This window comes from Pseudomonas sp. DF11 (genome assembly GCF_058148565.1).
In genome coordinates, this window is the sequence record NZ_JBYVYN010000002.1 from 789,782 (window position 1) to 811,394 (window position 21,613).

Genomic DNA, 21,613 nt, shown 5'->3' on the forward strand with positions numbered 1-21,613 from the left:
ACATATTGAATGTGCCGCCGCATTCGCGAGCAAGCCCGCTCCCACAGGGGATTTGCGATGTATTCATGAGCTGAATGGCAGACAACCCCCAATACCGAGCTATCCTTGTGCCAGCCCATACTCGAATAAGAGGCCGCGCACATGAGTCTTTCCTCATTCAAGATCGCCCATAAACTGATCACTGGTGCCGCTGCCATCGAGCAACTGGCTGCCGAGTTGACCCGGCTGGACGTCGATAACCCACTGATCGTGACCGATGCCGCGCTGGTCAAGTCCGGCACCGTGGAGCTGGCCCTGCAACACCTGGGCGGACGGGACTACGAGATTTTCGACCGGGTCATGCCGGACCCGGAAATCGCCATTGTCGAAGACTGCATGCAGGCCTACCGTGACGGCGGCCACGATGGATTGATCGGCCTGGGCGGCGGCAGTGCCATCGACATCGCCAAGTGTGTCGGGGTTTATGCCGGTTACCACGGCGAGCTGCAGGACATGTTCGGTGTCGATCAGGTGCCGCGCAAAGGCCCGCCCATGATCGCCATCCCCACCACGGCCGGGACCGGTTCGGAAGTCACCAACGTGGCGATCCTCTCCGACAAGGCTGCTCAGCTGAAGAAAGGCATCGTCAGCGATTACCTGTTGCCGGACGTGGCGCTGGTCAGCCCGCAGATGACCCTCACCTGCCCACGCAGCGTCACGGCTGCCAGCGGCGTCGATGCGTTGGTGCACGCCATCGAGGCTTACCTGTCGCTCAATGCCTCGCCAATCACCGATGCCCTGGCCATTGGTGCGATCAAACTGATCACCCCTGCGCTGCCCAAGGCCTATGCCAACCCGTCTCATCTGCAAGCCCGTGAAGATATGGCCACCGCCAGCCTGATGGCCGGGATGGCATTCGGTAATGCCGGGGTCGGGGCGGTGCATGCGCTGGCCTATCCGTTGGGTGGGCGCTTCCACGTTTCCCATGGCGTCGCCAACGCCTTGTTGCTGCCGTATGTCATGGCCTGGAACAAAATGGCCTGTGTCGAGCGTATGCGCGACATCGCCGAGGCCATGGGGCTCAAGACCGCACACCTGAGCGATCTTGAGGCTGCCGACGAAGCTGTGGAGGCCATGGTCGCGCTATGCGCCGCGGTGCAAATCCCCAGTGGGCTGAGCAGCCTGGGTGTGACCGCGGATGTCATCCCCGCCATGGCGGTGGAAGCCGCTGGGATCGAGCGCTTGATGCGCAACAATCCGCGCCAACTGAGCGCCGCCGATATCGAGGAGATCTACCGCGCGGCGTATTGATCGTCTGTCACGGTGGGCGCGCCAAATCTTGAGGTATACAATGCGCGCCATCGTGATTTCGCTCAAAACAGGTGCGTCATGCAGCCCTTCGCTATTGCTCCGTCGATTCTCTCCGCCGACTTCGCCCGCCTGGGCGAGGAAGTGGACAACGTTCTGGCCGCCGGGGCCGACATCGTGCACTTCGATGTCATGGACAACCACTACGTACCCAACCTGACCATCGGCCCGATGGTCTGCGCGGCGCTGCGCAAGTACGGCATCACCGCGCCGATCGACGCGCACTTGATGGTCAGCCCGGTGGATCGCATTGTCGGGGACTTCATCGAAGCCGGCGCCACCTACATCACTTTCCACCCTGAAGCCACGCTGCATATCGATCGCTCCCTGCAGTTGATCCGCGAAGGCGGTTGCAAGTCGGGTCTGGTGTTCAACCCGGCGACACCGCTGGACGTGCTCGAGTACGTGATGGACAAGGTCGACATGATCCTGCTGATGAGCGTCAACCCGGGCTTCGGTGGGCAGAAATTCATCCCCGGCACCCTCGATAAACTGCGCAAGGCCCGGGCGCTGATCGATGCCTCGGGTCGGGATATCCGCCTGGAAATCGACGGTGGCGTGAATGTGAACAACATCCGCGAGATCGCTGTGGCGGGTGCTGATACCTTTGTCGCAGGCTCGGCGATCTTCAATGCCCCGGACTACAAAGAGGTCATTGAAAAGATGCGCGCCGAATTGGCTCTGGCTCGCCCATGAGCGGCTTCGAGCAGCTGTTCCCCGGCAGCCTGCCGCGTCTGGTGATGTTCGACCTCGATGGCACTCTGATCGATTCGCTTCCCGATCTCGCGGCGGCCGTGGACCACATGTTGCTCGAACTTGGGCGGCCGCCCGCCGGGCTCGATGCGGTACGCCAGTGGGTGGGAAATGGTACGCCCACGCTGGTACGCCGAGCCCTGGCTAACCACATTGATGCCAAGGATGTTGATGAGACCGAGGCCGAGCGAGCGTTGGAGCTGTTCAACGCAGCCTACGAGGGTAGTCACGAGCTGACGATGGTCTACCCCGGCGTGCGTTCCACCCTCAAATGGCTGCAAAAGCAGGGCGTGGAAATGGCGCTGATCACTAACAAGCCGGAACGATTCGTCGCGCCGTTGTTGGATCACATGAAAATCGGCCGCTATTTCCGCTGGATCATCGGCGGTGACACCTTACCGCAAAGAAAACCTGATCCCGCCGCGCTGTTTTTCGTGATGAAAATGGCCAATATCCCGGCCTCCCAGTCGCTGTTCATTGGCGACTCGGTCATTGATGTGCAGGCGGCGAAAGCGGCGGGAGTAAAATGCGTGGGGTTGAGTTACGGCTACAATCCTGGCCGGCCAATCGCCGAAGAGCTTCCGACGCTGGTGATCGACGATTTGCGCCTGTTAATTCCCGGTTGCCTGGACCCTGCCGCTGAGATAACGTTGCCCGACGCTGTTCAATCCTCTTCTGGAAACGCCATCGTGGTGGTCACTCGCAAACTCTGGATGAAAGTCATGAAGGCCCTGGCCCGCTGGCGTTGGCGCGCCTGACGTGATCCTGGCCGGTTATCCGGCGCGTTTGCATACCTGACTGTCAGCTCCTCTTGCCACGAGGCACCCCATGAACCGTGAAGAATTCCTGCGTCTAGCCGCTGCCGGCTATAACCGCATCCCCCTTGCCTGCGAAACCCTGGCCGACTTCGACACGCCGCTGTCGATCTATCTCAAGCTGGCCGACCAGCCCAATTCCTACCTGCTCGAATCGGTGCAGGGCGGTGAGAAATGGGGCCGTTACTCCATCATTGGCCTGCCGTGCCGCACCGTGCTGCGGGTCCATGACCATCGCATCAGCGTGACCCACGACGGCGTCGAGATCGAAAGCCTCGAAGTCGAAGACCCACTGGCGTTCGTCGAAACCTTCAAGGCCCGCTACAACGTGCCGACCATCCCCGGTCTGCCGCGCTTCAATGGTGGCCTGGTGGGTTATTTCGGCTACGACTGCGTGCGCTACGTGGAAAAGCGCCTGGGTACCTGTCCGAACCCCGATCCGTTGGGCGTGCCGGATATTTTGCTGATGGTGTCCGACGCGGTCGTGGTTTTCGATAACCTCGCCGGCAAGATGCACGCCATCGTCCTGGCCGATCCGTCCCAGGAAGATGCCTACGAGCAAGGCCAACAAAGCCTGCAGGCATTGCTGGAAAAGCTTCGTCAACCGATCACCCCGCGTCCCGGCCTGGATTTCAGCAAGCAGTCGGCGGCCGACCCGGTGTTCCGCTCCAGTTTCACCCAGGACGATTACGAGCGGGCCGTCGATACCATCAAGGAGTACATCCTCGCCGGTGACTGCATGCAGGTCGTGCCATCGCAGCGGATGTCCATCGACTTCAAGGCGGCGCCCATCGATCTCTATCGGGCGCTGCGCTGCTTCAACCCGACGCCCTATATGTACTTCTTCAACTTCGGCGACTTCCATGTCGTCGGCAGTTCGCCGGAAGTGCTGGTGCGGGTCGAAGACAACCTCATCACGGTACGGCCTATTGCCGGCACCCGCCCACGTGGCGCCACCGAAGAGGCCGACCGGGCGCTGGAAGAGGACCTGCTGTCGGACGACAAGGAAATCGCCGAGCACTTGATGCTGATCGACCTGGGGCGCAACGACACCGGGCGTGTCTCGGAAATCGGTTCGGTGAAACTCACCGAGAAGATGGTCATCGAGCGCTATTCCAACGTGATGCACATCGTCTCCAACGTCACCGGCCAATTGAAGGCCGGGTTGACGGCGATGGACGCCTTGCGGGCGATCCTGCCGGCGGGCACCTTGTCCGGCGCGCCGAAAATCCGCGCGATGGAAATCATCGACGAACTGGAGCCGGTCAAGCGGGGCGTGTACGGCGGGGCCGTGGGTTACTTCGCCTGGAACGGCAACATGGACACCGCCATTGCCATTCGCACCGCTGTCATCAAGAACGGCGAACTGCACGTACAGGCCGGCGGTGGCATTGTCGCCGACTCGGTGCCGGCGCTGGAGTGGGAAGAAACCCTGAACAAGCGCCGGGCCATGTTCCGCGCCGTGGCGCTGGCCGAGCAGACTTCGAACGACTGAAACACCTGTGGGGAGCGAACAAGTTCGCTCCCCACAGGTGTTTCAGGCAACTCGCTCCCACAGTTTGTGGATCAGAAATCCAGGCTGACTCCCAGACTCACCCCCTGCAGGGTGGAGTCATCGTCCTTGCGCAACGTATAACCGCCCCGCAGCGCCAAGTCGTTGGTCAGCTTGTGGCTGACCCCCAGGCTCAGGCGATTCAGATGGCTCTGTGGCGTATAGCCTTCCAGCGTGAAGTCATTGGCTGGCAGGCTGTTGAGGGCGATGTTGACCTTCTGCGTGTCGTCTTCGTACTCGCGTTCGTGGGCATATTCGCCAAACACCTGGGTCTGGCGGGTGAAGTTGTATTTGCCCTGCAAGCCAATGCCCAGGCGTTTGGAGTCGCGGGTCTGGTCATCGAAGGTCAGGGCCGTGGAGCGGTTGCTCCTTTCCGAATAGCCATCGACTTCCACCTTCGCATAGTCAGCGCTGATAAACGGTGACAGATGCCATTGGCTGCCCGGCTGCGCGATGTCGTAGCCCACACGAGTACTGAATGCCCATAGATGGCCGTCGGTGTCGCCTTTCTCCTGGGCTTCGTTGACGCCCAGATCGAACTTGCGCTTCAGGCTGTCGTAGTCGAGCTTGCCGCCGGTCAGTGCCGCATCGGCCCACCAGCGGTTTTGCTGGAACTGGGCGAAAGCGGTCGCCAGGTAACTGTTGAGCTTGTAGTCCGAATCGTTATGGCCTGCCTCCATGTCCTGGCGGTAGAAACCGGCGGCGACACCCACGCGCCAGGCGTCGCTGAGGCGATAGCTGCCGCCGATGTTCAGGCTGTAGCCGCTGCCGTCGGCGCTGGCGCCGCTGCTCTGGCTGTCCATGTCCAGATGCTGGCCGCCGCCGGCGACGATGGCTCGCCACTGGCCGACGGCCTGCCAGTTCTCCCAGTCCGATTGCCACTGGCTGCGCAACTCGTCCTGGTGAGCACGCAGGGTCGAGTGGGCCATTTCCGGCAGCAACGTCAGCTCCCATGGTGCTGCGAGCAGGGAGTAGGCGTAGTCGGCGATCAGTTTTTGCCCGGTTTCGGTTGGGTGGACTGCGTCGTTGTAGATCAGCTTGCTGGGATCAGGCGTGGCGCTGTTGATGCCATAGGTGGCGTTTTCCGTGCAGCCATTGCCGGTGAAGCAGGTTGCGGTGAGGTTTTCGCCGGTGGCGAGGCCGAATCTTGCCGGGTCGGCGAAGCTTTCCTTTAGCAGAAGCGGAATGTTCAATGGAATGATTTCAGCGTCGATGCCTTGCAGGCGCGTGACCAGTTGTTGGTTGAACTGATTGCCCAATTGCGAAAAGGTGTCTTGCAAAGGGCCGCCGTTGAGGGCCGGGGTCAAGCCAAGGTCGGGCAACAGCCAGACCATCACATAGCGGGCACCGGCCGTTTGCAGCACCTGGACACTGTCGGCCAGGCGGTCCGCGGCGGCGTTCGCTTGCTCGGGGGTCAGCACCCGGCCTTGAAGGAAATCGTTACCACCGCCGGAAAGGTAGTACAGCGCATTCGGATCGGCGCGCAGGCCATTGGACTGCAAGTAGCCGGGACGGCTGCGCTCGCCAGTGTCGGACACACCGGTAATCGATTCGAGGATCTGGTCGGTACGATAACCGCCCACTGCCCAGTTGTTGCCGTCTGCCAGCCCCTCGCTGGCGCGGACCGCTGAAGTGGAGGCGGCGGTCTCGTCGGCGGAATAACCCAGGCGCCCACCAAGCAACTGGGTGGAGTTGGCGGAGTAGGCTTCACCGCTGCCGTCGGTGTAGATCGGCCCGGTTCGGTTGGTATAGCGCTCGGTCGCGCCGGGCGGACCATTCGGATCGGCAAACTGGCCGGCGTCGTTGAGGCTGTCGCCAAACACGATGAACTTGGAATATGGGTTGGGAGCGGCGCTTGCCTGGGCGCAGGCCATCGCTAGCAAGCAACTGGCAATCGGTACGAACAACGTCTTTTTGATCATGGGAAAATCCGTTTTTATCTTATTTTTGTTAGAAAACGAAACGACAGTACCAAAAACTTTCGGCGCTTTGCCATCTCTCCGGAACATCGCGATTGTTTCAAAGCCCTTCGGGATCGGTCATATTGCGTGCTCCGCCCAGCTAAGCTACTGTGCCGGGACGTATGAACGAGACTTTTCCTGTGTCGATTGTCAGCAAACTTCTGGATCAAATGATCAAGGCACACGCCCGCTGGCGTTGGCGCGCCTGAATATTCTCCGCCGGCCTCGCCGGACCTGTACCGATTTGCCTTCTTTACCCGCTTGTAGAGCCGCTTCGCAGGGGCATCACTCGCCTCGCCAAGCGCAGCAGTGTGCGGGTCACTCTCTGAAGGCTGTATTTAAAGTCAGTGAATTCAATAGGTTGCTTACGCCATGTTGCTGATGATCGATAACTACGACTCTTTTACCTACAACGTTGTGCAATACCTCGGCGAGCTGGGTTCCGAGGTCAAGGTCGTGCGCAACGACGAACTGACCATCGCCGAAATCGAAGCCCTCAAGCCCGAGCGCATCGTGGTTTCCCCCGGCCCGTGCACGCCGACCGAAGCGGGCATTTCCATCGACGCCATCAAATACTTCGCCGGCAAGCTGCCGATCCTGGGTGTCTGCCTGGGGCATCAGTCGATTGGACAGGCATTCGGTGGCGATGTCGTGCGCGCTCGACAAGTCATGCACGGTAAGACTAGCCCGGTATTCCATGAGGACAAGGGCGTGTTCGAGGGGTTGAATCATCCGCTTACCGTAACCCGCTACCACTCCCTGATCGTCAAGCGCGAAACGCTGCCTGACTGTCTGGAGTTGACGGCCTGGACCCAGCTTGAAGACGGCTCTGTCGATGAGATCATGGGGCTGCGCCACAAGACATTGAATATCGAGGGTGTGCAATTTCATCCCGAGTCTATTCTCACCGAACAGGGGCACGAACTGTTCGCCAACTTCCTCAAACAAACCGGCGGCACGCGCTAAGGACTTTCCATGGATATCAAGACAGCCCTGAGCCGTATCGTCGGCCATCTCGATCTGAGCACCGACGAGATGCGCGACGTGATGCGAGAAATCATGACTGGCCAATGCACGGATGCGCAGATCGGCGCGTTCATGATGGCCATGCGCATGAAGAGCGAGAGCATCGATGAAATCGTCGGCGCCGTGTCGGTGATGCGCGAGCTGGCGGACAAGGTCGAACTCAAGACGCTGGACGGTGTGGTCGATGTGGTCGGCACCGGTGGTGACGGCGCCAATATCTTCAACGTTTCCACCGCGTCAGCGTTCGTGGTCGCGGCAGCCGGTTGCACCGTTGCCAAGCACGGCAACCGCGCAGTCTCAGGCAAGAGCGGCAGTGCCGACCTGCTGGAGGCGGCCGGCATCTACCTGAACCTGACGCCGATCCAGGTCGCGCGTTGTATCGACAATGTCGGCATTGGTTTCATGTTTGCCCAGACCCATCACAGCGCCATGAAACACGCTGCCGCGCCGCGCCGTGACCTGGGATTGCGTACGTTGTTCAACATGCTCGGCCCGCTTACGAATCCGGCCGGCGTGAAGCATCAAGTGGTTGGGGTGTTCAGCCAGGCGTTGTGCCGGCCGTTGGCCGAAGTCCTGCAACGCTTGGGCAGCAAGCATGTGCTGGTGGTCCATTCCAAGGATGGCCTGGATGAATTCAGCCTGGCGGCGCCCACATTCGTGGCCGAACTAAAAAATGATCAGATCAGCGAGTATTGGGTCGAACCTGAAGACCTCGGCATGAAAAGCCAGAGCTTGCACGGCCTGGCGGTCGATGGCCCGGCCCAATCGCTGGAGTTGATCCGCGATGCCCTGGGGCGGCGCAAGACCGAGAACGGCCAGAAAGCCGCCGAGATGATCGTGCTCAATGCCGGCGCTGCGTTGTACGCCGCCGACCATGCCAGCAGCCTCAAGCAAGGCGTGGAGCTGGCCCATGATGCACTGCACACTGGCCTGGCCCGGGAAAAACTCGAAGAGCTGGGTGCATTTACCGCTGTATTCAAAGTGGAGAACGAAGGATGAGCGTGCCAACGGTTCTGGAAAAAATTCTGGTTCGCAAGGCTGAGGAAGTGGCTGAGCGCAGCGCTCGCGTCAGTCTGGCCGAGCTGGAAAACCTGGCGCGTTCGGCGGATGCGCCGCGTGGCTTTGCCAAGGCACTGATCGATCAGGCCAAGAAAAAACAGCCGGCGGTGATTGCCGAAATCAAGAAGGCCTCCCCCAGCAAGGGCGTGATTCGTGAACACTTCGTTCCGGCCGACATCGCACGCAGCTACGAGAAAGGCGGTGCGACCTGCCTCTCGGTGCTGACTGACGTCGACTTTTTCCAAGGGGCCGATGACTACCTGAAGCAGGCGCGGGCGGCGTGCAAATTGCCGGTGATCCGCAAGGATTTCATGATCGACCCGTACCAGATCGTCGAGGCTCGGGCGCTGGGCGCCGATTGCGTGCTGTTGATCGTGTCCGCCCTGGACGATGTGAAAATGGCCGAGCTGGCGGCTGTTGCCAAAAGCGTCGGGCTGGATGTCCTGGTGGAAGTCCATGACGGTGACGAGTTGGAGCGGGCCCTGAAGACCCTCGATACCAAACTGGTTGGCGTGAACAATCGCAACCTGCACACTTTCGAAGTGAGCCTGGAAACCACCCTGGACCTGTTGCCGCGCATCCCACGCGATCGCTTGGTTATTACCGAAAGCGGCATCCTCAACCGGGCCGATGTCGAGCTGATGGAAGTCAGCGACGTGTACTCGTTCCTGGTGGGGGAGGCGTTCATGCGGGCGGAGAACCCAGGCACGGAATTGCAACGACTGTTCTTTCCTGAACGAGGCCTGCCGATGAGCGGCTCGACGCTGGACTGATCCATGTCGCCTGTGATTTCCCTGAGCGTTGAAGCTGGCCTGCAAGCCGAACAGGATCTGTTGGCCAGCATCTGCGCGGGCGACGCCGAGTTCGGCTTGCTGTTCTGGCAGCCCAATGATCGTGCGCTGGTCATGCCGCGCCGCTTGAGTCGCCTGGCAGGGTTCGAACACGCCAGTGACGTATCGGTTGCCCATGGCTGGCCGGTCCTGTTGCGCGAAACCGGTGGTGAGCCGGTGCCGCAGTCGGCCGCTACCGTCAACATCGCCCTGATCTACGCGCCACCGCGCAGCGAAGGCGACCACGGCCGCATCGAAACCGGGTACCGCCGCTTGTGCGATCCCATCTGCCAGTTGCTGGATGAACTGGGCGGGGTGGCTTCGCTGGGGGAAGTGGAGGGGGCTTTTTGCGACGGGCGCTTCAACGTCAACCTCGACGGTCGCAAAATGGTCGGCACCGCTCAGCGCTGGCGCCAGAGCAAGGGTGGTCAACGCCCGGTGGGGTTGGTTCATGGCGCGCTTTTGCTGGATAACGAGCGCGAGTCCATGGTCGCGGCAGTCAACCGCTTCAATGAGGCTTGTGGCCTGGAGCAGCGAGTGCGTGCCGAGAGCCACATTGCCCTGCATGAAAAATTCCCGGCGCCTCACGCGCTGGAGCGGCTCGATGCGCTGTACCGGGAACTGCTGACCCAGCTGTTGGGCACTTAACGCGTTCCGAACACCACCATGGTCTTGCCTTTGACGCTGACCAGGTTGCGCTCTTCCAGGTCCTTGAGCACGCGACCGACCATTTCACGCGAGCAACCGACTATCCGACCAATCTCCTGGCGGGTCACCTTGATCTGCATGCCGTCCGGGTGGGTCATGGCATCGGGCTGCTTGCACAGTTCCAGCAGGCAACGTGCGACACGTCCGGTGACGTCGAAAAAGGCGAGATCGCCAACCTTGCGCGTGGTATTGCGCAGGCGCTGTGCGATCTGTCCGCTTAGAACGTAAAGAATGTCCGGGTCTTGCAGGGACAGTTCTCGGAATTTGGCGTAGCTGATTTCCGCAACTTCACATTCAATCTTGGTCCGCACCCAGGCACTGCGTTCCTGCTCCTTGCCCGCCTGTTCGAACAACCCCAGCTCGCCGAAAAAATCTCCGGAATTGAGGTAGGCGATGATCATTTCCCGACCGTCATCATCTTCTATCAGGATAGTGACCGAGCCCTTGATGATGAAAAACAGCGTCTCGGAACGATCTCCCGCACAAATGATGTTGTGTTTGGCTGGATAGCGGCGGCGCTGGCAATGCATCAAGAGTTTGTCGAGATTCTTGATCTTGAACGTGGGAGTAATGGCAACCATGGTTGTATCCCGAAAGACTGCGCGGTGTGGTGGTTAGTTTTTTTATGGAGGCGAATAGCTATCGCTAAAAGCTGGCCATACGCCAGCGATTTGGCGCCAGCTTAACAGAGGCGTCCCTAATTAATTGGAGAATTTACCTACGTGCTGGCGGGTCAGGTTTCCTAGGACTCAGAACAGTCATTCGGCAGCGCTGTGCTAAGCTGGCGACCCTTTTCTAACAGTGGAGTCTTGGCGATGAAGGCACGCATCCAATGGGCTGGCGAAGCCATGTTCCTCGGTGAGTCAGGCAGTGGTCATGTGGTCGTCATGGATGGCCCGCCGGAAGCCGGTGGGCGGAACCTGGGTGTTCGGCCGATGGAAATGCTCCTGCTGGGCGTAGGCGGTTGCAGCAACTTCGACGTGGTCAGCATTCTTAAAAAGTCCCGCCAGGCCGTCGAAAGCTGCGAAGCCTTCCTGGAGGCAGAGCGCGCCACTGAAGATCCCAAAGTGTTTACCAAGATCCACATGCACTTCGTGGTGAAGGGGCGAGCCCTCAAGGAAGCCCAGGTCAAGCGCGCCATTGAGCTGTCCGCCGAGAAATACTGCTCGGCTTCGATCATGCTCGGTGCTGCCGGGGTCGAAATCACCCACGATTATGAAATCATCGAATTGGGTTGAGTCGATCCGATGGTGACGGCCTGCAACATGCCGTACTGAAGTTTTCGGTGAAAAAAAGGCGACTCCCGATCGGGAGTCGCCTTTTTAATTTCCTGGGGAATGAGGATGAGCTATCCAGCCCTCAAATGGCCGTCAAATCCGATAAGTGCTCTTGGTCATCACCTTGGCCAGCAAGCTCATGCCGAACTTCACCGGAGCCGGGAAACGGAAGCCGCCGGCCTCAAGTGCACTCTCGGCATGGTGTTCCTCATCCACGCGCATCTGTTCGAGGATCGCCCGGGATTTTTCATCCTCGGCCGGTAGTTGTTCGAGGTGTTCGTTCAAGTGCTTGCACACTTGATGCTCGGTCGCCGCAACGAAGCCGAGGCTGACTTTGTCGCTGATCAGCCCGGCGACGGCGCCGATCCCGAATGACATCCCATAGAACAGCGGGTTCAGGACGCTGGTATGGCTGCCCAGCTGGCGAATACGTTGTTCGCACCAGACCAGATGGTCGATTTCTTCCTCGGCGGCATGCTCCATTGCCTCACGCACTTGCGGTAGTTTCGCTGTCAGTGCCTGGCCCTGATACAGCGCCTGGGCACAGACTTCGCCGGTATGGTTGATACGCATCAGTCCGGCAACGTGGCGGGTTTGCTCGTCACTCAGTTGCGCGTCCGGCTGCACGATCGCCGGTGATGGGCGGTACGGCTGACCACTGAAGGGCAGCAGCGTGCGCATCGCGGTATCGGCTTGCAGCAACAAACGGTCAATCGGCGAGTAGTGACGTTGGGTAGTCATGCTTACCTCCGGGAAAAATCACAGCGGCCAGTTTAACTCAATCGACCGCCGAAGATTTGCGCTGGGTCAGGGGGATCAGCCCGGCGGCCAGTTCATCTGGCGCTGCCCCAGCACATGCATATGAATGTGATAGACCGTTTGCCCGCCCAGTTCATTGCAATTCATCACCACGCGGAAACCTTCTTCACAGCCCAATTCAAGCGCCAGCCGCTGGGCCGTGAACAGAATGTGTCCAGCCAGGCCTTTGTCTTCTTCGGCCAGGTCATTGAGCGTGCGGATCGGTTTCTTCGGTATGACCAGGAAATGCACGGGCGCCTGCGGGGCAATGTCGTGGAAGGCCAATACCTGGTCATCCTCGTAAATGATCTTCGCCGGAATTTCCCGGTTGATGATCTTGGTGAACAGAGTATCCACAGCTGTTTCTCCGTTGGGTTCATTGAGGTCGAATATCTGAAGGCGCCTGTTGAGGCGCCTGGTCGTTCAACTTAAGGGGGTCAACGTGGGCAATAAGCCTTGTTGATCATGCCGGTGATGGTTCGCACCAGCCATCGCGATCCCAGTCGCGGCAGTTTGGCCAGCCAGCGATTGCGGCGCCCGGGGATGATGATGGCGCGGTTGCGGTCCAGCGCGCGCACGGCGTACAGGGCAACTTCTTCCGGGCTCATCAGCAACTTGCTGTCGATGAGTTTCTGTTCGTCCATCTGCGCCCTGGAAAAGAAGTCGGTCCGGGTCGGGCCAGGGCAAAGTACCGAGACCTTGATCGAGCATTTCTTCAGCTCGACCCGCAGGGCTTCGGAGAAGTGCAGCACATAGGCCTTGCTGGCGTAATAGGTGCTCATCCAGGGGCCGGGCTGGAACGCGGCGATCGAGGCGACATTGAGGATCTGGCCGCCGCCCAGCAGCGCCATGCTGTTGCCGATAGCGTGACAAAGACGTGTCAGGGCGAGGATGTTGACTTCGATCAGGTCCTGTTCGGTCATCCAGTCCTGACCCAGGAATGGCCCGCTGGTGCCGATGCCGGCGCAATTGACCAGCAGGTCGATCTGCCGCTCACCTTCCTCCAGTTCCAGCAGAAAGCCTGAAAGCCTCAGCGGTTCGCCCAGGTCACAAGCCCGGAACAACACCTCCACGCCAAACCGCTGAGTCAGTTCGATTGCAATACTTTCCAGCCGATCACGCTGTCGAGCCACCAGTATCAGGTTGCGGCCGCGCCGGGCCAGCGCTTCGGCCATGGCCAGGCCAATGCCGCTGGAAGCGCCAGTGATCAGTGCGTAACGGGTCATGCAGTTCTCCATCGCAACAGCCCGCCGCCAGTCGACTGGGCTGTCACCGGCATGAAGCGCGCTTATTGTTCCTCTTCTTCCTCATAGTCTACAGAAGGCGAGGCGGGCTCGGCTGCCTCGACGGCTGGTTCTTCGCTGGTTTCGTTGCTGGATTCGCTGCTTTCATAGCTGCTCAGGCTGCTGCTGTCGTAGTCCTCCTGCAGGGCTCCGAAGATGCCGGCAAAGGTGGCCATGAAAATCAAGACGATCATCACAAGCCAAAGCGACGCCAGCACTTTGACCGCCGTGGTATTGCGCGGTGGTGGCGGGCCATACTGGTTTGCACCGGTATTGCCCGGGGCGATGAGGAGGATGAACGGGAAGATGCTGCCCACGAATGGAACCAGGTTGATCAGCCACAGCCAGCCCGACCAGCCGAGATCGTGCAGACGCTGGACGTTGAACTGGATGCTCACGAAGGCAAAGGCAAGTATGACGGCTACGCCGAGCAGGCCACCGACGATCAGCGCAGCTATCGAGTCGGACGCCAGTAGCCAGGCCGTGGCCACCCAGAAGCCCAGGCCGACCAGGGGCAGCATGGCCAGGGTCAGCACCATGGTCCAGGCCAGGTAGCGCAAACGCCCGATACGTCCATCGAAGCTGAAGGGCTTGAGCGTGCCGTACTCGGCGAGCGTTTCACCCACTTCGGCCCGGGGAGGCGCGTACGGCGAGACGGGATCGACGATCGACTCTGGGTGGCGTACACCTGGCTGTCGTGGCGACTCCTGTACTTCGCCAAGGCTCAGTTGGAGGGCCGGTTCGGCTTCGATCCTGGCATCGATTCCGCTCTTGTTGAGCGCTTCCAGGTATTGCTGCGCTTCGCTCTGGGACAGGTTGCTTTTAAGGGCTACCTTGCGACCAGTGAACAGCCGTTCAATGGCGCTGACATCGCTTTTGAACAGCTCGGCGAGGTTGAGTTTGGCTGTGGTGGTGTCGACGCCAGGCATCAGGCCTCCGTCGAATACGATGTTGAAACGGGTTTCGCTCATGCCCGGCATCCTTGTCTCTGAAAGTTGGGTAACTGTTTTTATGGGGTTGCTTCAGCGGGGCCATCGCCTGCCAAGCTGTGCGGCCCGGGTTTGTGCCTGACGGTATTCTTCATCCAGGCGTGCCACCAACTGATCGACGCTGGGCAAATCATCGATTTCACCCACGCCTTGGCCTGCGGACCATACGGTTTTCCAGGCCTTGGCTTCATCGTTCAGTGGCTTGAGTTTCGAGCCAAAATCCACCTCGCCCTTGTTCTGCAGGGCGGCCAGATCGAACCCGGCATTCTCCAGGCTCTGGCGCATGAAACTGGCCGGTACCCCGGACACAGCGGGAGTATGCACGATGTCTGCGGCTCTGGATGTGAGCAACATCTCTTTATAAGCGTCAGGGGCTTGGCTTTCGCTCGTCCCGATAAAGCGCGTACCGAAGTACGCCAGATCCGCCCCAAGCAATTGGGCGGCCAAGACCTGATGGCCGTGGTTCAGGCATCCCGCAAGCAGCAAGGTCTTATCGAAAAACTGCCGGATTTCGGCAATCAATGAAAACGGGCTCCAGGTCCCGGCGTGTCCGCCTGCGCCGGCGGCAACGGCAATCAAGCCATCGACACCGGCTTCGGCGGCTTTTTCGGCGTGACGCCGGGTAGTCACGTCGTGGAATACCAGCCCGCCATAGCTGTGGACGGCATCCACCAGTTCCTTCACCGCGCCCAGGCTGGTGATGACAATCGGCACCTTGTGTTCGATGCAGATGGCCAGGTCGGCCTGAAGCCGCGGGTTACTGTGATGGACGATCAGGTTTACGGCGTAGGGCGCCGGATTCTCCAAGGCAGCCAGTCCCGCTTCGATTTCCTCCAGCCAGGCCTTGAAACCACTGCTTTCACGTTGGTTCAACGCCGGAAAGCTGCCGACGATACCGTTGCGGCAGCAGGCCAGCACCAGTTGCGGATTGGAAATCAGGAACATCGGCGCCGCCACGACGGGCAGACGCAAGCGTTGTTCAAGCAGAGCGGGCAACGACATTGGAAGTACCCCGGATAATGGATGCTGATTGGAGATTAGAACGGTCGGACGACCACCAGAATTACAATAGCCAGCAATATCAGAACCGGCACTTCATTGAACCAGCGATAAAAGACATGGCTGCGGGTGTTTTCGCCGCGGGCGAAGCGCTTCACCTGAGCGCCGCACATATGGTGGTAACCGATCAGCAGCACGACCAAGGTCAACTTGGCATGCATCCAGGCGCCTTGGGTGAAGTAGGCACCGGCGTTGAGACTGAGCAGCCAGATGCCAAATACCAGGGTAGCGATCATTGCCGGGCCCATGATGCCGCGGTACAACTTGCGCTCCATGACGCTGAAACGTTCTTTGCTGACGCTGTCCTCGCTCTGGGCGTGATAGACAAACAGGCGCGGCAGGTAGAACAGGCCGGCAAACCAGCAGACCATGCTGACGATGTGAAGTGCTTTGAGCCACAGATAGAGCATTTTGAGTTATTCCCAGGTTCACGGTAGCCCGATAGTAGAGGTTAGAGCGGCCACACGTCACCTTGACGGTTGTCGCCGCGCCCTGCGGCCCCTATCATCGACGGCTTTCCAGTGGGTTCGTTGAGGGCAGGTTTATGGTCAAGGTCGGTATCGTCGGCGGCACGGGTTACACCGGTGTCGAACTGCTGCGTCTGCTGGCACAGCATCCGCAGGCTGAGGTGGTGGTCATCACCTCCCGATCCGAGGCTGGCATGGCCGTCGCTGACATGTATCCGAACCTGCGAGGCCATTACGACGGCCTGGCGTTCAGCGTTCCGGACATCAAGACCCTCGGCGCCTGCGATGTGGTGTTCTTCGCCACGCCCCATGGTGTCGCTCACGCCCTGGCGGGTGAGCTGCTGGCCGCTGGGACCAAGGTCATCGACCTGTCGGCGGACTTCCGCCTGCAGGATGCCGATGAATGGGCCAAATGGTACGGCCAGCCCCACGGTGCACCGGAACTGCTCGATGAAGCGGTCTACGGCTTGCCGGAAGTCAATCGCGAGAAAATCAAGCAGGCACGATTGATCGCCGTACCGGGTTGCTATCCGACGGCCACACAGTTGGGGTTCTTGCCACTGCTTGAAGCAGGCCTTGCCGATGCCTCGCGTCTGATTGCCGACTGCAAATCCGGTGTCAGCGGTGCCGGGCGCGGAGCCAGTGTCGGCTCGCTGTATAGCGAAACCTCGGAAAGCATGAAGGCATACGCGGTCAAGGGGCATCGGCATCTGCCGGAAATTCGCCAGGGATTGCGTCGGGCAGCGGGCAAGGATGTCGGCCTGACCTTCGTGCCACACCTGACGCCGATGATTCGTGGCATCCACTCCACCCTTTATGCAACCGTCGTCGATCGTTCGGTGGACTTGCAGGCGTTGTTTGAAAAGCGTTATGCCAACGAACCGTTCGTCGACGTAATGCCGGCTGGTAGCCACCCGGAAACCCGCAGTGTACGCGGTGCGAACGTTTGTCGGATCGCCGTGCATCGTCCGCAGGACGGCGATCTGGTAGTGGTGTTGTCGGTTATCGATAACCTGGTCAAGGGCGCGTCCGGCCAGGCCGTTCAGAACCTGAACATTTTGTTCGGGCTGGATGAGCGCCTGGGGCTGTCCCATGCCGGGATGTTGCCGTAACGGCAGCACCAGCTTCAGGTTGGTAGCTACAAGCTTGAGGCTTGTAGCTCGCCGCTGCTCTTCTAAATAGTTGACCAATTTTCTAGGAGAAGCGGATAATGCCCGCCATCACGCATTATGGCGGCGTAAACGCCGGGAGATATTCAGCATGAGCGTCGAAACCTTCACCCCCACGGCTTTGCAATTCACCCACGGTGCCGCGCACAAGGTGAAGAGCCTGGTCGATGAAGAGGGTAATGATCGTTTGAAGCTGCGCGTATTTGTAACGGGCGGCGGTTGTTCCGGTTTTCAGTACGGCTTCACTTTTGATGAAGAAGTGGCCGAAGATGACACCATCGTCGAGCGCGAAGGGGTCAGCCTGGTGGTCGATCCGATGAGCTTCCAATACCTGGCAGGTGCTGAGGTGGATTATCAGGAAGGTCTGGAAGGCTCACGCTTCGTGATCAAGAACCCTAACGCGACCACGACCTGTGGGTGCGGTTCTTCGTTTTCGATCTGAGTGCTTGAATAAAAAACGCCGCAGTGCCTTACGGCCCTGCGGCGTTTTTTTGTCCGCGATTATTGGATTCAGGCCGGATAGATTGCGCCGAGCACGCGCAGGCCTCGTGCGCCGGTGACACTTGGGCGGTTGCCCGGGATGCCTTCAAGGCAACAATGGGCAAGCCAGGCGAAAGCCATGGCTTCAACCCAGTCCGGGTCTACGCCGTACACGGCAGTAGTGCTGACTTTGGTATCCGGCAGCAAGTCAGCCAGGCGCTTCATCAGCGTCTGGTTATGCGCGCCGCCGCCGCAGACCAGCAACTCCTGAGTAGTGGGCTGGGCATGTTGGAGTGATTCGACGATGGTCAGGGCTGTCAGTTCGAGCAGCGTCGCCTGCACGTCTTCCGGGGCGAAGGCTGGTAACTGCGACAAATGCTGGCTCAGCCAAGGCAGGTTGAATACTTCACGCCCGGTACTCTTCGGGCCCTTGGTGGCGAAGAAAGGGTCGTTGAGCAGCGTCTTGAGCAGAACCGGCTCGACTTTCCCGCTGGCAGCCCATTGGCCGTCGCGATCGAAATGGTCGCCTCGTTGTTGATGTATCCAGGCGTCGAGCAATACGTTGCCTGGGCCACAGTCGAAACCGGCTACGGGTTTCGCCGGCTCTATCAGGCTGAGATTGCTGAAACCGCCGACATTCAGTACGGCGCGATTGCCGACTCGTTCTTCGAACAGCGCTTCGTGAAATGCCGGAACCAGCGGGGCGCCTTGCCCTCCGGCGGCAACATCACGGCTGCGGAAATCGCTGACGACGGCGATGCCGGTCAATTCGCTCAACAGGGCCGGATTGCCGATTTGCACGGTAAACCCACGGGCCGGTTCATGGCGAATGGTCTGGCCGTGGCTGCCAATCGCCGTGATGTCTTCAGGCTTGAGTCTTTGTTCGTTGAGTAGGGTATGGATACCCTCTGCGGCCAGCTTTACCCAGCTTTGCTGGGCAATGGCGGAGCGGGCGATCTCATCGGGCCCACTGCTGCACAATCCGAGCAATTCGGCGCGCAGAACGGCGGGCATGGGGATGTAGTGCGTGGCGATCAATTTGATCGCCGGAGTCAGTTCGACCAGTGCGATATCCAAGCCATCCAGGCTGGTCCCGGACATCACACCGATATAGAGCGCCATGCTCAGCGTTTGCTCGAGGCCAACATGGTGGCCTTCTCTTGATCCATGCGAGCCATCAAGGGTTGGCTTTGAGCCAGGAAGCGCGCGCGCTCGGCCTTGGCGATAGGATCGGCCATCGGCAATTTCTGGCCAAGCGGATCGACGTGGACGCCGTTGACCTGGAATTCATAGTGCAAGTGCGGTCCGGTGGACAGGCCGGTTGTGCCGATGTATCCGATCACCTGGCCTTGCTTGACGGTACCACCTGTCTTCACGCCTTTGGCAAAGCCCTGCATGTGGCCGTACAGCGTGCGATAGGTATTGCCGTGCTGGATGATCACGGTGTTGCCATAACCTCCGCGACGTCCGGCCAGCAATACCTTGCCGTCGCCGGCAGCCTTGATTGGTGTACCACGGGGAGCTGCGTAGTCGACACCTTTATGGGCGCGGATCTTGTTCAGGATCGGATGCTTGCGGCCGGCGGAGAACTTCGAGCTGATGCGGGCGAAATCAACCGGTGTACGGATGAACGCCTTGCGCATGCTGTTGCCGTCGGCGGTGTAGTAGCTGCTGTTGCCTTGCTTGTTGGTGTAGCGCACCGCGGTGTACGTCTTGCCGCGGTTGGTGAAGCGCGCGGAGAGAATCGGGCCGTTGCCGACGCTCTTGCCATTGACCACTTTCTGCTCATAGATGACGTCGAATTCGTCACCCTGGCGAATGTCCTGGGCGAAGTCGATGTCGTAGCCAAATACGCTGGCCATGTCCATGGTCAGGCTATGGGAAAGGCCGGCGCGTGCAGCCGACTGAGACAATGAACTGTTGATGACGCCATGAACATAGGCCGAGCGAACGGTAGGCTTGGCGGTGACGCGGTTGAATACATAACCCTTGTCGTTTTTGGTCAGGGTGATGCTTTCCAGGTCGCTCAGCTTGGTGTGCAGGTTGGTCAGTTGTCCGTCTGGATTGAGTTCGAATTCGAGTTTCTGGCCGCGTTGCAGTTGCGTGAATTGCTTGGCCTGCTTGTCGCTGGCCAGGATTTCATGGACCGAAGTCGAGGGCAGGCCAACCTTTTCGAAAAGGGTGGAAAGCGTGTCGCCCTTGGCAACAATCACTTCGCGATGGTCTGGTCCTTTCTTTTCTTCGACAGCAGGCGCATCTACCTGAGCGGTGGCCTCGGTGTTGTCTTGCGGGCTGTTTTCAATCTGCGCAAAAGGGGAAGCGGCTGGTTCGTTTGTGGCTTGAACGGCTTCGGCGGCGTCTTGTTCTTGTGTCAGTTGTTCAGCAGGACTTTCCAGTTCCAGGCTCAGAGTCGTCTTTTTGGCTTCAACATCGCTGGAGGGAAACACCAGGAGCGCCAGGCTAAGGAGGGCTGCGATGCCACTTGCGGCAAGCAGGTGGGTCTTTGGGTAAAGCGGTGGCGCTTTAGACGGTTCTGTGGTCATAAGTAATTTTGACTTTTGAAAAGATGAATTGGAAAAGATGAATGACATGATGAAGATGAAATAACTGTATAAAATATAACCAAAACCCCTGCGAAGCAAGCCTGCGGACGCTCTGTTCTGTGGATTGGTGTCCGTGCGCCGGGCAAACCTTGTATTTGGTGCGCGATCTTGTATGGTTGGGGCCCTTTGAATCTGAGCCTTGCGGGTCTGTTATGAAGTCGGTTGAAGAGCAGCTAGCGCTGATCAAACGTGGTGCGGAAGAACTGTTGGTCGAGTCCGAGCTGATCGAAAAGCTCAAGCGTGGGCAGCCGCTGCGTATCAAGGCCGGTTTCGATCCGACTGCGCCCGATCTGCACCTGGGCCATACCGTGCTTATCAATAAGCTGCGCCAGTTCCAGGATCTGGGGCATCAGGTCATTTTCCTTATAGGTGACTTCACCGGGATGATCGGTGATCCGAGCGGCAAGAGTGCCACGCGCCCACCGCTGACCCGTGAGCAGGTTCTCGATAACGCCGAGACCTACAAGACTCAGGTCTTCAAGATTCTTGATCCGGCCAAGACTGAAGTGGCTTTCAACTCCACGTGGATGGATCAGATGGGGCCCGCGGATTTCATTCGCCTGACGTCCCAATACACTGTGGCTCGTATGCTCGAGCGCGATGATTTCGACAAACGCTATAAAACCAATCAGCCAATTGCCATTCATGAGTTCCTTTACCCGCTTGTACAGGGTTATGACTCGGTTGCGTTGCGTGCGGATGTTGAGCTGGGCGGTACCGACCAGAAGTTCAATCTGTTGATGGGGCGTGAGTTGCAGCGCGGCTATGGCCAGGAGGCGCAGTGCATTTTGACGATGCCTTTGCTGGAAGGTCTGGATGGCGTGAAAAAGATGTCCAAGTCGTTGGGCAACTACGTAGGTATCCAGGAAGCGCCGGGCGTTATGTACAGCAAGCTGGTCTCCATCCCTGATGTGCTGATGTGGCGTTACTTCGAGCTGTTGAGCTTCCGGTCCATGGAAGAGATCAATGCCTTCCGTGTCGATGTCGAGGCGGGGGCCAATCCGCGGGATATCAAGATCAAGTTGGCCGAAGAGATCGTTGCTCGCTTCCATGGTGAGGAGGCTGCGGCCAATGCCCATCGTGCGGCGGGTAATCGTATGAAGGATGGCGAGCTGCCAGATGATCTGCCTGAGATCGAGTTGACTGCTGTAGAGGATATGCCGATTGCGGCAGTCCTTAATAAAGCAGGCCTGGTCAAGAATGCTGCGGTGGCGCGAGATCTCCTGGGTTCGGGTGGCGTGCGTATAGATGGTGAGGTTGTGGATCGCACCTATATATATGCGTTGGGTTCTACCCATGTTTGCCAGGCCGGCAAGAAAGCTTTCGCGCGTATTACGCTGAAATCTGAATAAAGCTGAAAATAGGTGTTGACGGCAGATTCTGGACGTCTATAATTCGCCCCACTTCCGGCGCAGTCGAAACGGAAAACTCCTTGAA

General features: G+C 59.3%; 22 protein-coding genes. 12 read left to right on the forward strand and 10 right to left on the reverse strand.

What is annotated here, in order from left to right; genetic code table 11:
• The first annotated feature begins 141 nt into the window (after positions 1-141).
• The 4 genes from AC30D9_RS10205 to trpE all read left to right on the forward strand — a co-directional run bounded on the left by AC30D9_RS10205 (position 142) and on the right by trpE (position 4,410).
• Entirely contained in the window at positions 142-1,290 is a 1,149-nt protein-coding gene (locus AC30D9_RS10205) for an iron-containing alcohol dehydrogenase (protein ID WP_490143979.1), read from the forward strand.
• 78 nt (positions 1,291-1,368) lie between these two features.
• Positions 1,369-2,043, forward strand: coding sequence for a ribulose-phosphate 3-epimerase (gene rpe, locus AC30D9_RS10210; protein ID WP_490143980.1), 675 nt, complete (start codon positions 1,369-1,371; stop codon positions 2,041-2,043).
• On the forward strand, positions 2,040-2,858 hold the full coding sequence (locus tag AC30D9_RS10215) for a phosphoglycolate phosphatase (RefSeq protein ID WP_134926068.1): 819 nt from the start codon (positions 2,040-2,042) through the stop codon (positions 2,856-2,858). Before rpe ends, AC30D9_RS10215 begins: the two co-directional genes overlap by 4 nt.
• 70 nt (positions 2,859-2,928) lie before the next feature.
• Positions 2,929-4,410 (forward strand): anthranilate synthase component I, encoded by a 1,482-nt coding sequence (trpE, locus tag AC30D9_RS10220; protein ID WP_134926067.1) that lies wholly within the window; start codon positions 2,929-2,931, stop codon positions 4,408-4,410.
• 71 nt (positions 4,411-4,481) lie between these two features.
• Here trpE and estP read toward each other — a convergent pair whose 3' ends face one another.
• Positions 4,482-6,389 (reverse strand): esterase EstP, encoded by a 1,908-nt coding sequence (estP, locus tag AC30D9_RS10225; protein ID WP_490143981.1) that lies wholly within the window; start codon positions 6,387-6,389, stop codon positions 4,482-4,484.
• A gap of 411 nt (positions 6,390-6,800) precedes the next feature.
• On the opposite strand from estP, the gene AC30D9_RS10230 reads away from it, so the two are divergent.
• Genes AC30D9_RS10230 through AC30D9_RS10245 form a run of 4 tightly spaced genes read left to right on the forward strand, consistent with a single transcriptional unit; the run spans position 6,801 to position 9,991 of the window.
• Complete coding sequence (locus AC30D9_RS10230) at positions 6,801-7,394, forward strand: aminodeoxychorismate/anthranilate synthase component II (protein ID WP_018607190.1); 594 nt, start codon at positions 6,801-6,803, stop codon at positions 7,392-7,394.
• Positions 7,395-7,403: 9 nt separating this feature from the next.
• On the forward strand, positions 7,404-8,453 hold the full coding sequence (gene trpD, locus AC30D9_RS10235) for an anthranilate phosphoribosyltransferase (protein WP_109754959.1): 1,050 nt from the start codon (positions 7,404-7,406) through the stop codon (positions 8,451-8,453).
• The gene (gene trpC, locus AC30D9_RS10240; RefSeq protein ID WP_490143982.1) at positions 8,450-9,286 is read left to right on the forward strand and encodes an indole-3-glycerol phosphate synthase TrpC; all 837 of its coding nucleotides are present in this window, start codon (positions 8,450-8,452) and stop codon (positions 9,284-9,286) included. Before trpD ends, trpC begins: the two co-directional genes overlap by 4 nt.
• 3 nt (positions 9,287-9,289) lie before the next feature.
• Positions 9,290-9,991: a lipoate--protein ligase family protein gene (locus tag AC30D9_RS10245; RefSeq protein ID WP_490143983.1), complete on the forward strand. Its 702-nt coding sequence runs from the start codon at positions 9,290-9,292 to the stop codon at positions 9,989-9,991.
• Here AC30D9_RS10245 and crp read toward each other — a convergent pair.
• Positions 9,988-10,632 carry a cAMP-activated global transcriptional regulator CRP gene (crp, locus tag AC30D9_RS10250; protein WP_060740379.1) on the reverse strand — a complete coding sequence of 215 codons (645 nt, stop codon included), beginning with the start codon at positions 10,630-10,632 and terminating at the stop codon, positions 9,988-9,990. The genes AC30D9_RS10245 and crp overlap by 4 nt on opposite strands.
• A 234-nt stretch (positions 10,633-10,866) precedes the next feature.
• Between crp and AC30D9_RS10255 the strand changes: the two genes are divergently transcribed.
• Positions 10,867-11,289, forward strand: a complete 423-nt coding sequence (locus AC30D9_RS10255; RefSeq protein WP_003206127.1) for an OsmC family protein — start codon at positions 10,867-10,869, stop codon at positions 11,287-11,289.
• Positions 11,290-11,421: 132 nt separating this feature from the next.
• Here AC30D9_RS10255 and coq7 read toward each other — a convergent pair whose 3' ends face one another.
• The 6 genes from coq7 to hemJ form a co-directional block, all read right to left on the reverse strand.
• A complete protein-coding gene (coq7, locus tag AC30D9_RS10260; protein ID WP_014340488.1) occupies positions 11,422-12,069 on the reverse strand; it encodes a 2-polyprenyl-3-methyl-6-methoxy-1,4-benzoquinone monooxygenase in 648 nt (215 codons plus the stop codon).
• A gap of 75 nt (positions 12,070-12,144) precedes the next feature.
• Positions 12,145-12,483, reverse strand: coding sequence for a histidine triad nucleotide-binding protein (locus AC30D9_RS10265; RefSeq protein ID WP_003206124.1), 339 nt, complete (start codon positions 12,481-12,483; stop codon positions 12,145-12,147).
• Positions 12,484-12,563: 80 nt separating this feature from the next.
• Positions 12,564-13,352 carry an SDR family NAD(P)-dependent oxidoreductase gene (locus AC30D9_RS10270; protein WP_134926063.1) on the reverse strand — a complete coding sequence of 263 codons (789 nt, stop codon included), beginning with the start codon at positions 13,350-13,352 and terminating at the stop codon, positions 12,564-12,566.
• Between the two features lie 62 nt (positions 13,353-13,414).
• The gene (locus tag AC30D9_RS10275) at positions 13,415-14,380 is read right to left on the reverse strand and encodes a DUF805 domain-containing protein (RefSeq protein ID WP_490143984.1); all 966 of its coding nucleotides are present in this window, start codon (positions 14,378-14,380) and stop codon (positions 13,415-13,417) included.
• Positions 14,381-14,431: 51 nt separating this feature from the next.
• Complete coding sequence (locus AC30D9_RS10280; RefSeq protein ID WP_490143985.1) at positions 14,432-15,400, reverse strand: NAD(P)H-dependent flavin oxidoreductase; 969 nt, start codon at positions 15,398-15,400, stop codon at positions 14,432-14,434.
• 35 nt (positions 15,401-15,435) lie between these two features.
• Positions 15,436-15,867: a protoporphyrinogen oxidase HemJ gene (gene hemJ, locus AC30D9_RS10285; protein ID WP_109754951.1), complete on the reverse strand. Its 432-nt coding sequence runs from the start codon at positions 15,865-15,867 to the stop codon at positions 15,436-15,438.
• A 134-nt stretch (positions 15,868-16,001) separates the two neighbouring features.
• On the opposite strand from hemJ, the gene argC reads away from it, so the two are divergent.
• Positions 16,002-17,036, forward strand: a complete 1,035-nt coding sequence (gene argC / locus AC30D9_RS10290) for an N-acetyl-gamma-glutamyl-phosphate reductase (RefSeq protein ID WP_134926060.1) — start codon at positions 16,002-16,004, stop codon at positions 17,034-17,036.
• Positions 17,037-17,184: 148 nt separating this feature from the next.
• Positions 17,185-17,535, forward strand: coding sequence for an iron-sulfur cluster insertion protein ErpA (gene erpA / locus AC30D9_RS10295; protein ID WP_003177727.1), 351 nt, complete (start codon positions 17,185-17,187; stop codon positions 17,533-17,535).
• A gap of 68 nt (positions 17,536-17,603) precedes the next feature.
• Here the strand turns inward: erpA and AC30D9_RS10300 are convergent, their stop codons facing one another.
• Together AC30D9_RS10300 and AC30D9_RS10305 are read right to left on the reverse strand one after the other, a co-directional pair.
• Positions 17,604-18,695 (reverse strand): anhydro-N-acetylmuramic acid kinase, encoded by a 1,092-nt coding sequence (locus AC30D9_RS10300; RefSeq protein WP_490143986.1) that lies wholly within the window; start codon positions 18,693-18,695, stop codon positions 17,604-17,606.
• Between the two features lie 2 nt (positions 18,696-18,697).
• The gene (locus tag AC30D9_RS10305; RefSeq protein ID WP_490143994.1) at positions 18,698-20,116 is read right to left on the reverse strand and encodes a peptidoglycan DD-metalloendopeptidase family protein; all 1,419 of its coding nucleotides are present in this window, start codon (positions 20,114-20,116) and stop codon (positions 18,698-18,700) included.
• Positions 20,117-20,328: 212 nt separating this feature from the next.
• Here AC30D9_RS10305 and tyrS point away from each other — a divergent pair, with 212 nt between their 5' ends.
• On the forward strand, positions 20,329-21,528 hold the full coding sequence (tyrS, locus tag AC30D9_RS10310) for a tyrosine--tRNA ligase (RefSeq protein ID WP_307576204.1): 1,200 nt from the start codon (positions 20,329-20,331) through the stop codon (positions 21,526-21,528).
• Positions 21,529-21,613: the final 85 nt, after the last annotated feature.

Excerpts from the sequence above, each read along its gene's own strand:
- estP (WP_490143981.1), bottom strand. The coding sequence starts at position 6,389 with ATGATCAAAAAGACGTTGTTCGTACCGATTGCCAGTTGCTTGCTAGCG.
- rpe (WP_490143980.1), top strand. The coding sequence starts at position 1,369 with ATGCAGCCCTTCGCTATTGCTCCGTCGATTCTCTCCGCCGACTTCGCC.
- AC30D9_RS10300 (WP_490143986.1), bottom strand. The coding sequence starts at position 18,695 with ATGGCGCTCTATATCGGTGTGATGTCCGGGACCAGCCTGGATGGCTTG.
- AC30D9_RS10205 (WP_490143979.1), top strand. The coding sequence starts at position 142 with ATGAGTCTTTCCTCATTCAAGATCGCCCATAAACTGATCACTGGTGCC.
- hemJ (WP_109754951.1), bottom strand. The coding sequence starts at position 15,867 with ATGCTCTATCTGTGGCTCAAAGCACTTCACATCGTCAGCATGGTCTGC.
- trpE (WP_134926067.1), top strand. The coding sequence starts at position 2,929 with ATGAACCGTGAAGAATTCCTGCGTCTAGCCGCTGCCGGCTATAACCGC.
- crp (WP_060740379.1), bottom strand. The coding sequence starts at position 10,632 with ATGGTTGCCATTACTCCCACGTTCAAGATCAAGAATCTCGACAAACTC.
- AC30D9_RS10280 (WP_490143985.1), bottom strand. The coding sequence starts at position 15,400 with ATGTCGTTGCCCGCTCTGCTTGAACAACGCTTGCGTCTGCCCGTCGTG.
- erpA (WP_003177727.1), top strand. The coding sequence starts at position 17,185 with ATGAGCGTCGAAACCTTCACCCCCACGGCTTTGCAATTCACCCACGGT.
- AC30D9_RS10215 (WP_134926068.1), top strand. The coding sequence starts at position 2,040 with ATGAGCGGCTTCGAGCAGCTGTTCCCCGGCAGCCTGCCGCGTCTGGTG.
- argC (WP_134926060.1), top strand. The coding sequence starts at position 16,002 with ATGGTCAAGGTCGGTATCGTCGGCGGCACGGGTTACACCGGTGTCGAA.
- AC30D9_RS10255 (WP_003206127.1), top strand. The coding sequence starts at position 10,867 with ATGAAGGCACGCATCCAATGGGCTGGCGAAGCCATGTTCCTCGGTGAG.
- AC30D9_RS10230 (WP_018607190.1), top strand. The coding sequence starts at position 6,801 with ATGTTGCTGATGATCGATAACTACGACTCTTTTACCTACAACGTTGTG.
- coq7 (WP_014340488.1), bottom strand. The coding sequence starts at position 12,069 with ATGACTACCCAACGTCACTACTCGCCGATTGACCGTTTGTTGCTGCAA.
- AC30D9_RS10305 (WP_490143994.1), bottom strand. The coding sequence starts at position 20,116 with ATGACCACAGAACCGTCTAAAGCGCCACCGCTTTACCCAAAGACCCAC.
- AC30D9_RS10270 (WP_134926063.1), bottom strand. The coding sequence starts at position 13,352 with ATGACCCGTTACGCACTGATCACTGGCGCTTCCAGCGGCATTGGCCTG.
- AC30D9_RS10245 (WP_490143983.1), top strand. The coding sequence starts at position 9,290 with ATGTCGCCTGTGATTTCCCTGAGCGTTGAAGCTGGCCTGCAAGCCGAA.
- trpD (WP_109754959.1), top strand. The coding sequence starts at position 7,404 with ATGGATATCAAGACAGCCCTGAGCCGTATCGTCGGCCATCTCGATCTG.
- tyrS (WP_307576204.1), top strand. The coding sequence starts at position 20,329 with ATGAAGTCGGTTGAAGAGCAGCTAGCGCTGATCAAACGTGGTGCGGAA.
- AC30D9_RS10275 (WP_490143984.1), bottom strand. The coding sequence starts at position 14,380 with ATGAGCGAAACCCGTTTCAACATCGTATTCGACGGAGGCCTGATGCCT.
- trpC (WP_490143982.1), top strand. The coding sequence starts at position 8,450 with ATGAGCGTGCCAACGGTTCTGGAAAAAATTCTGGTTCGCAAGGCTGAG.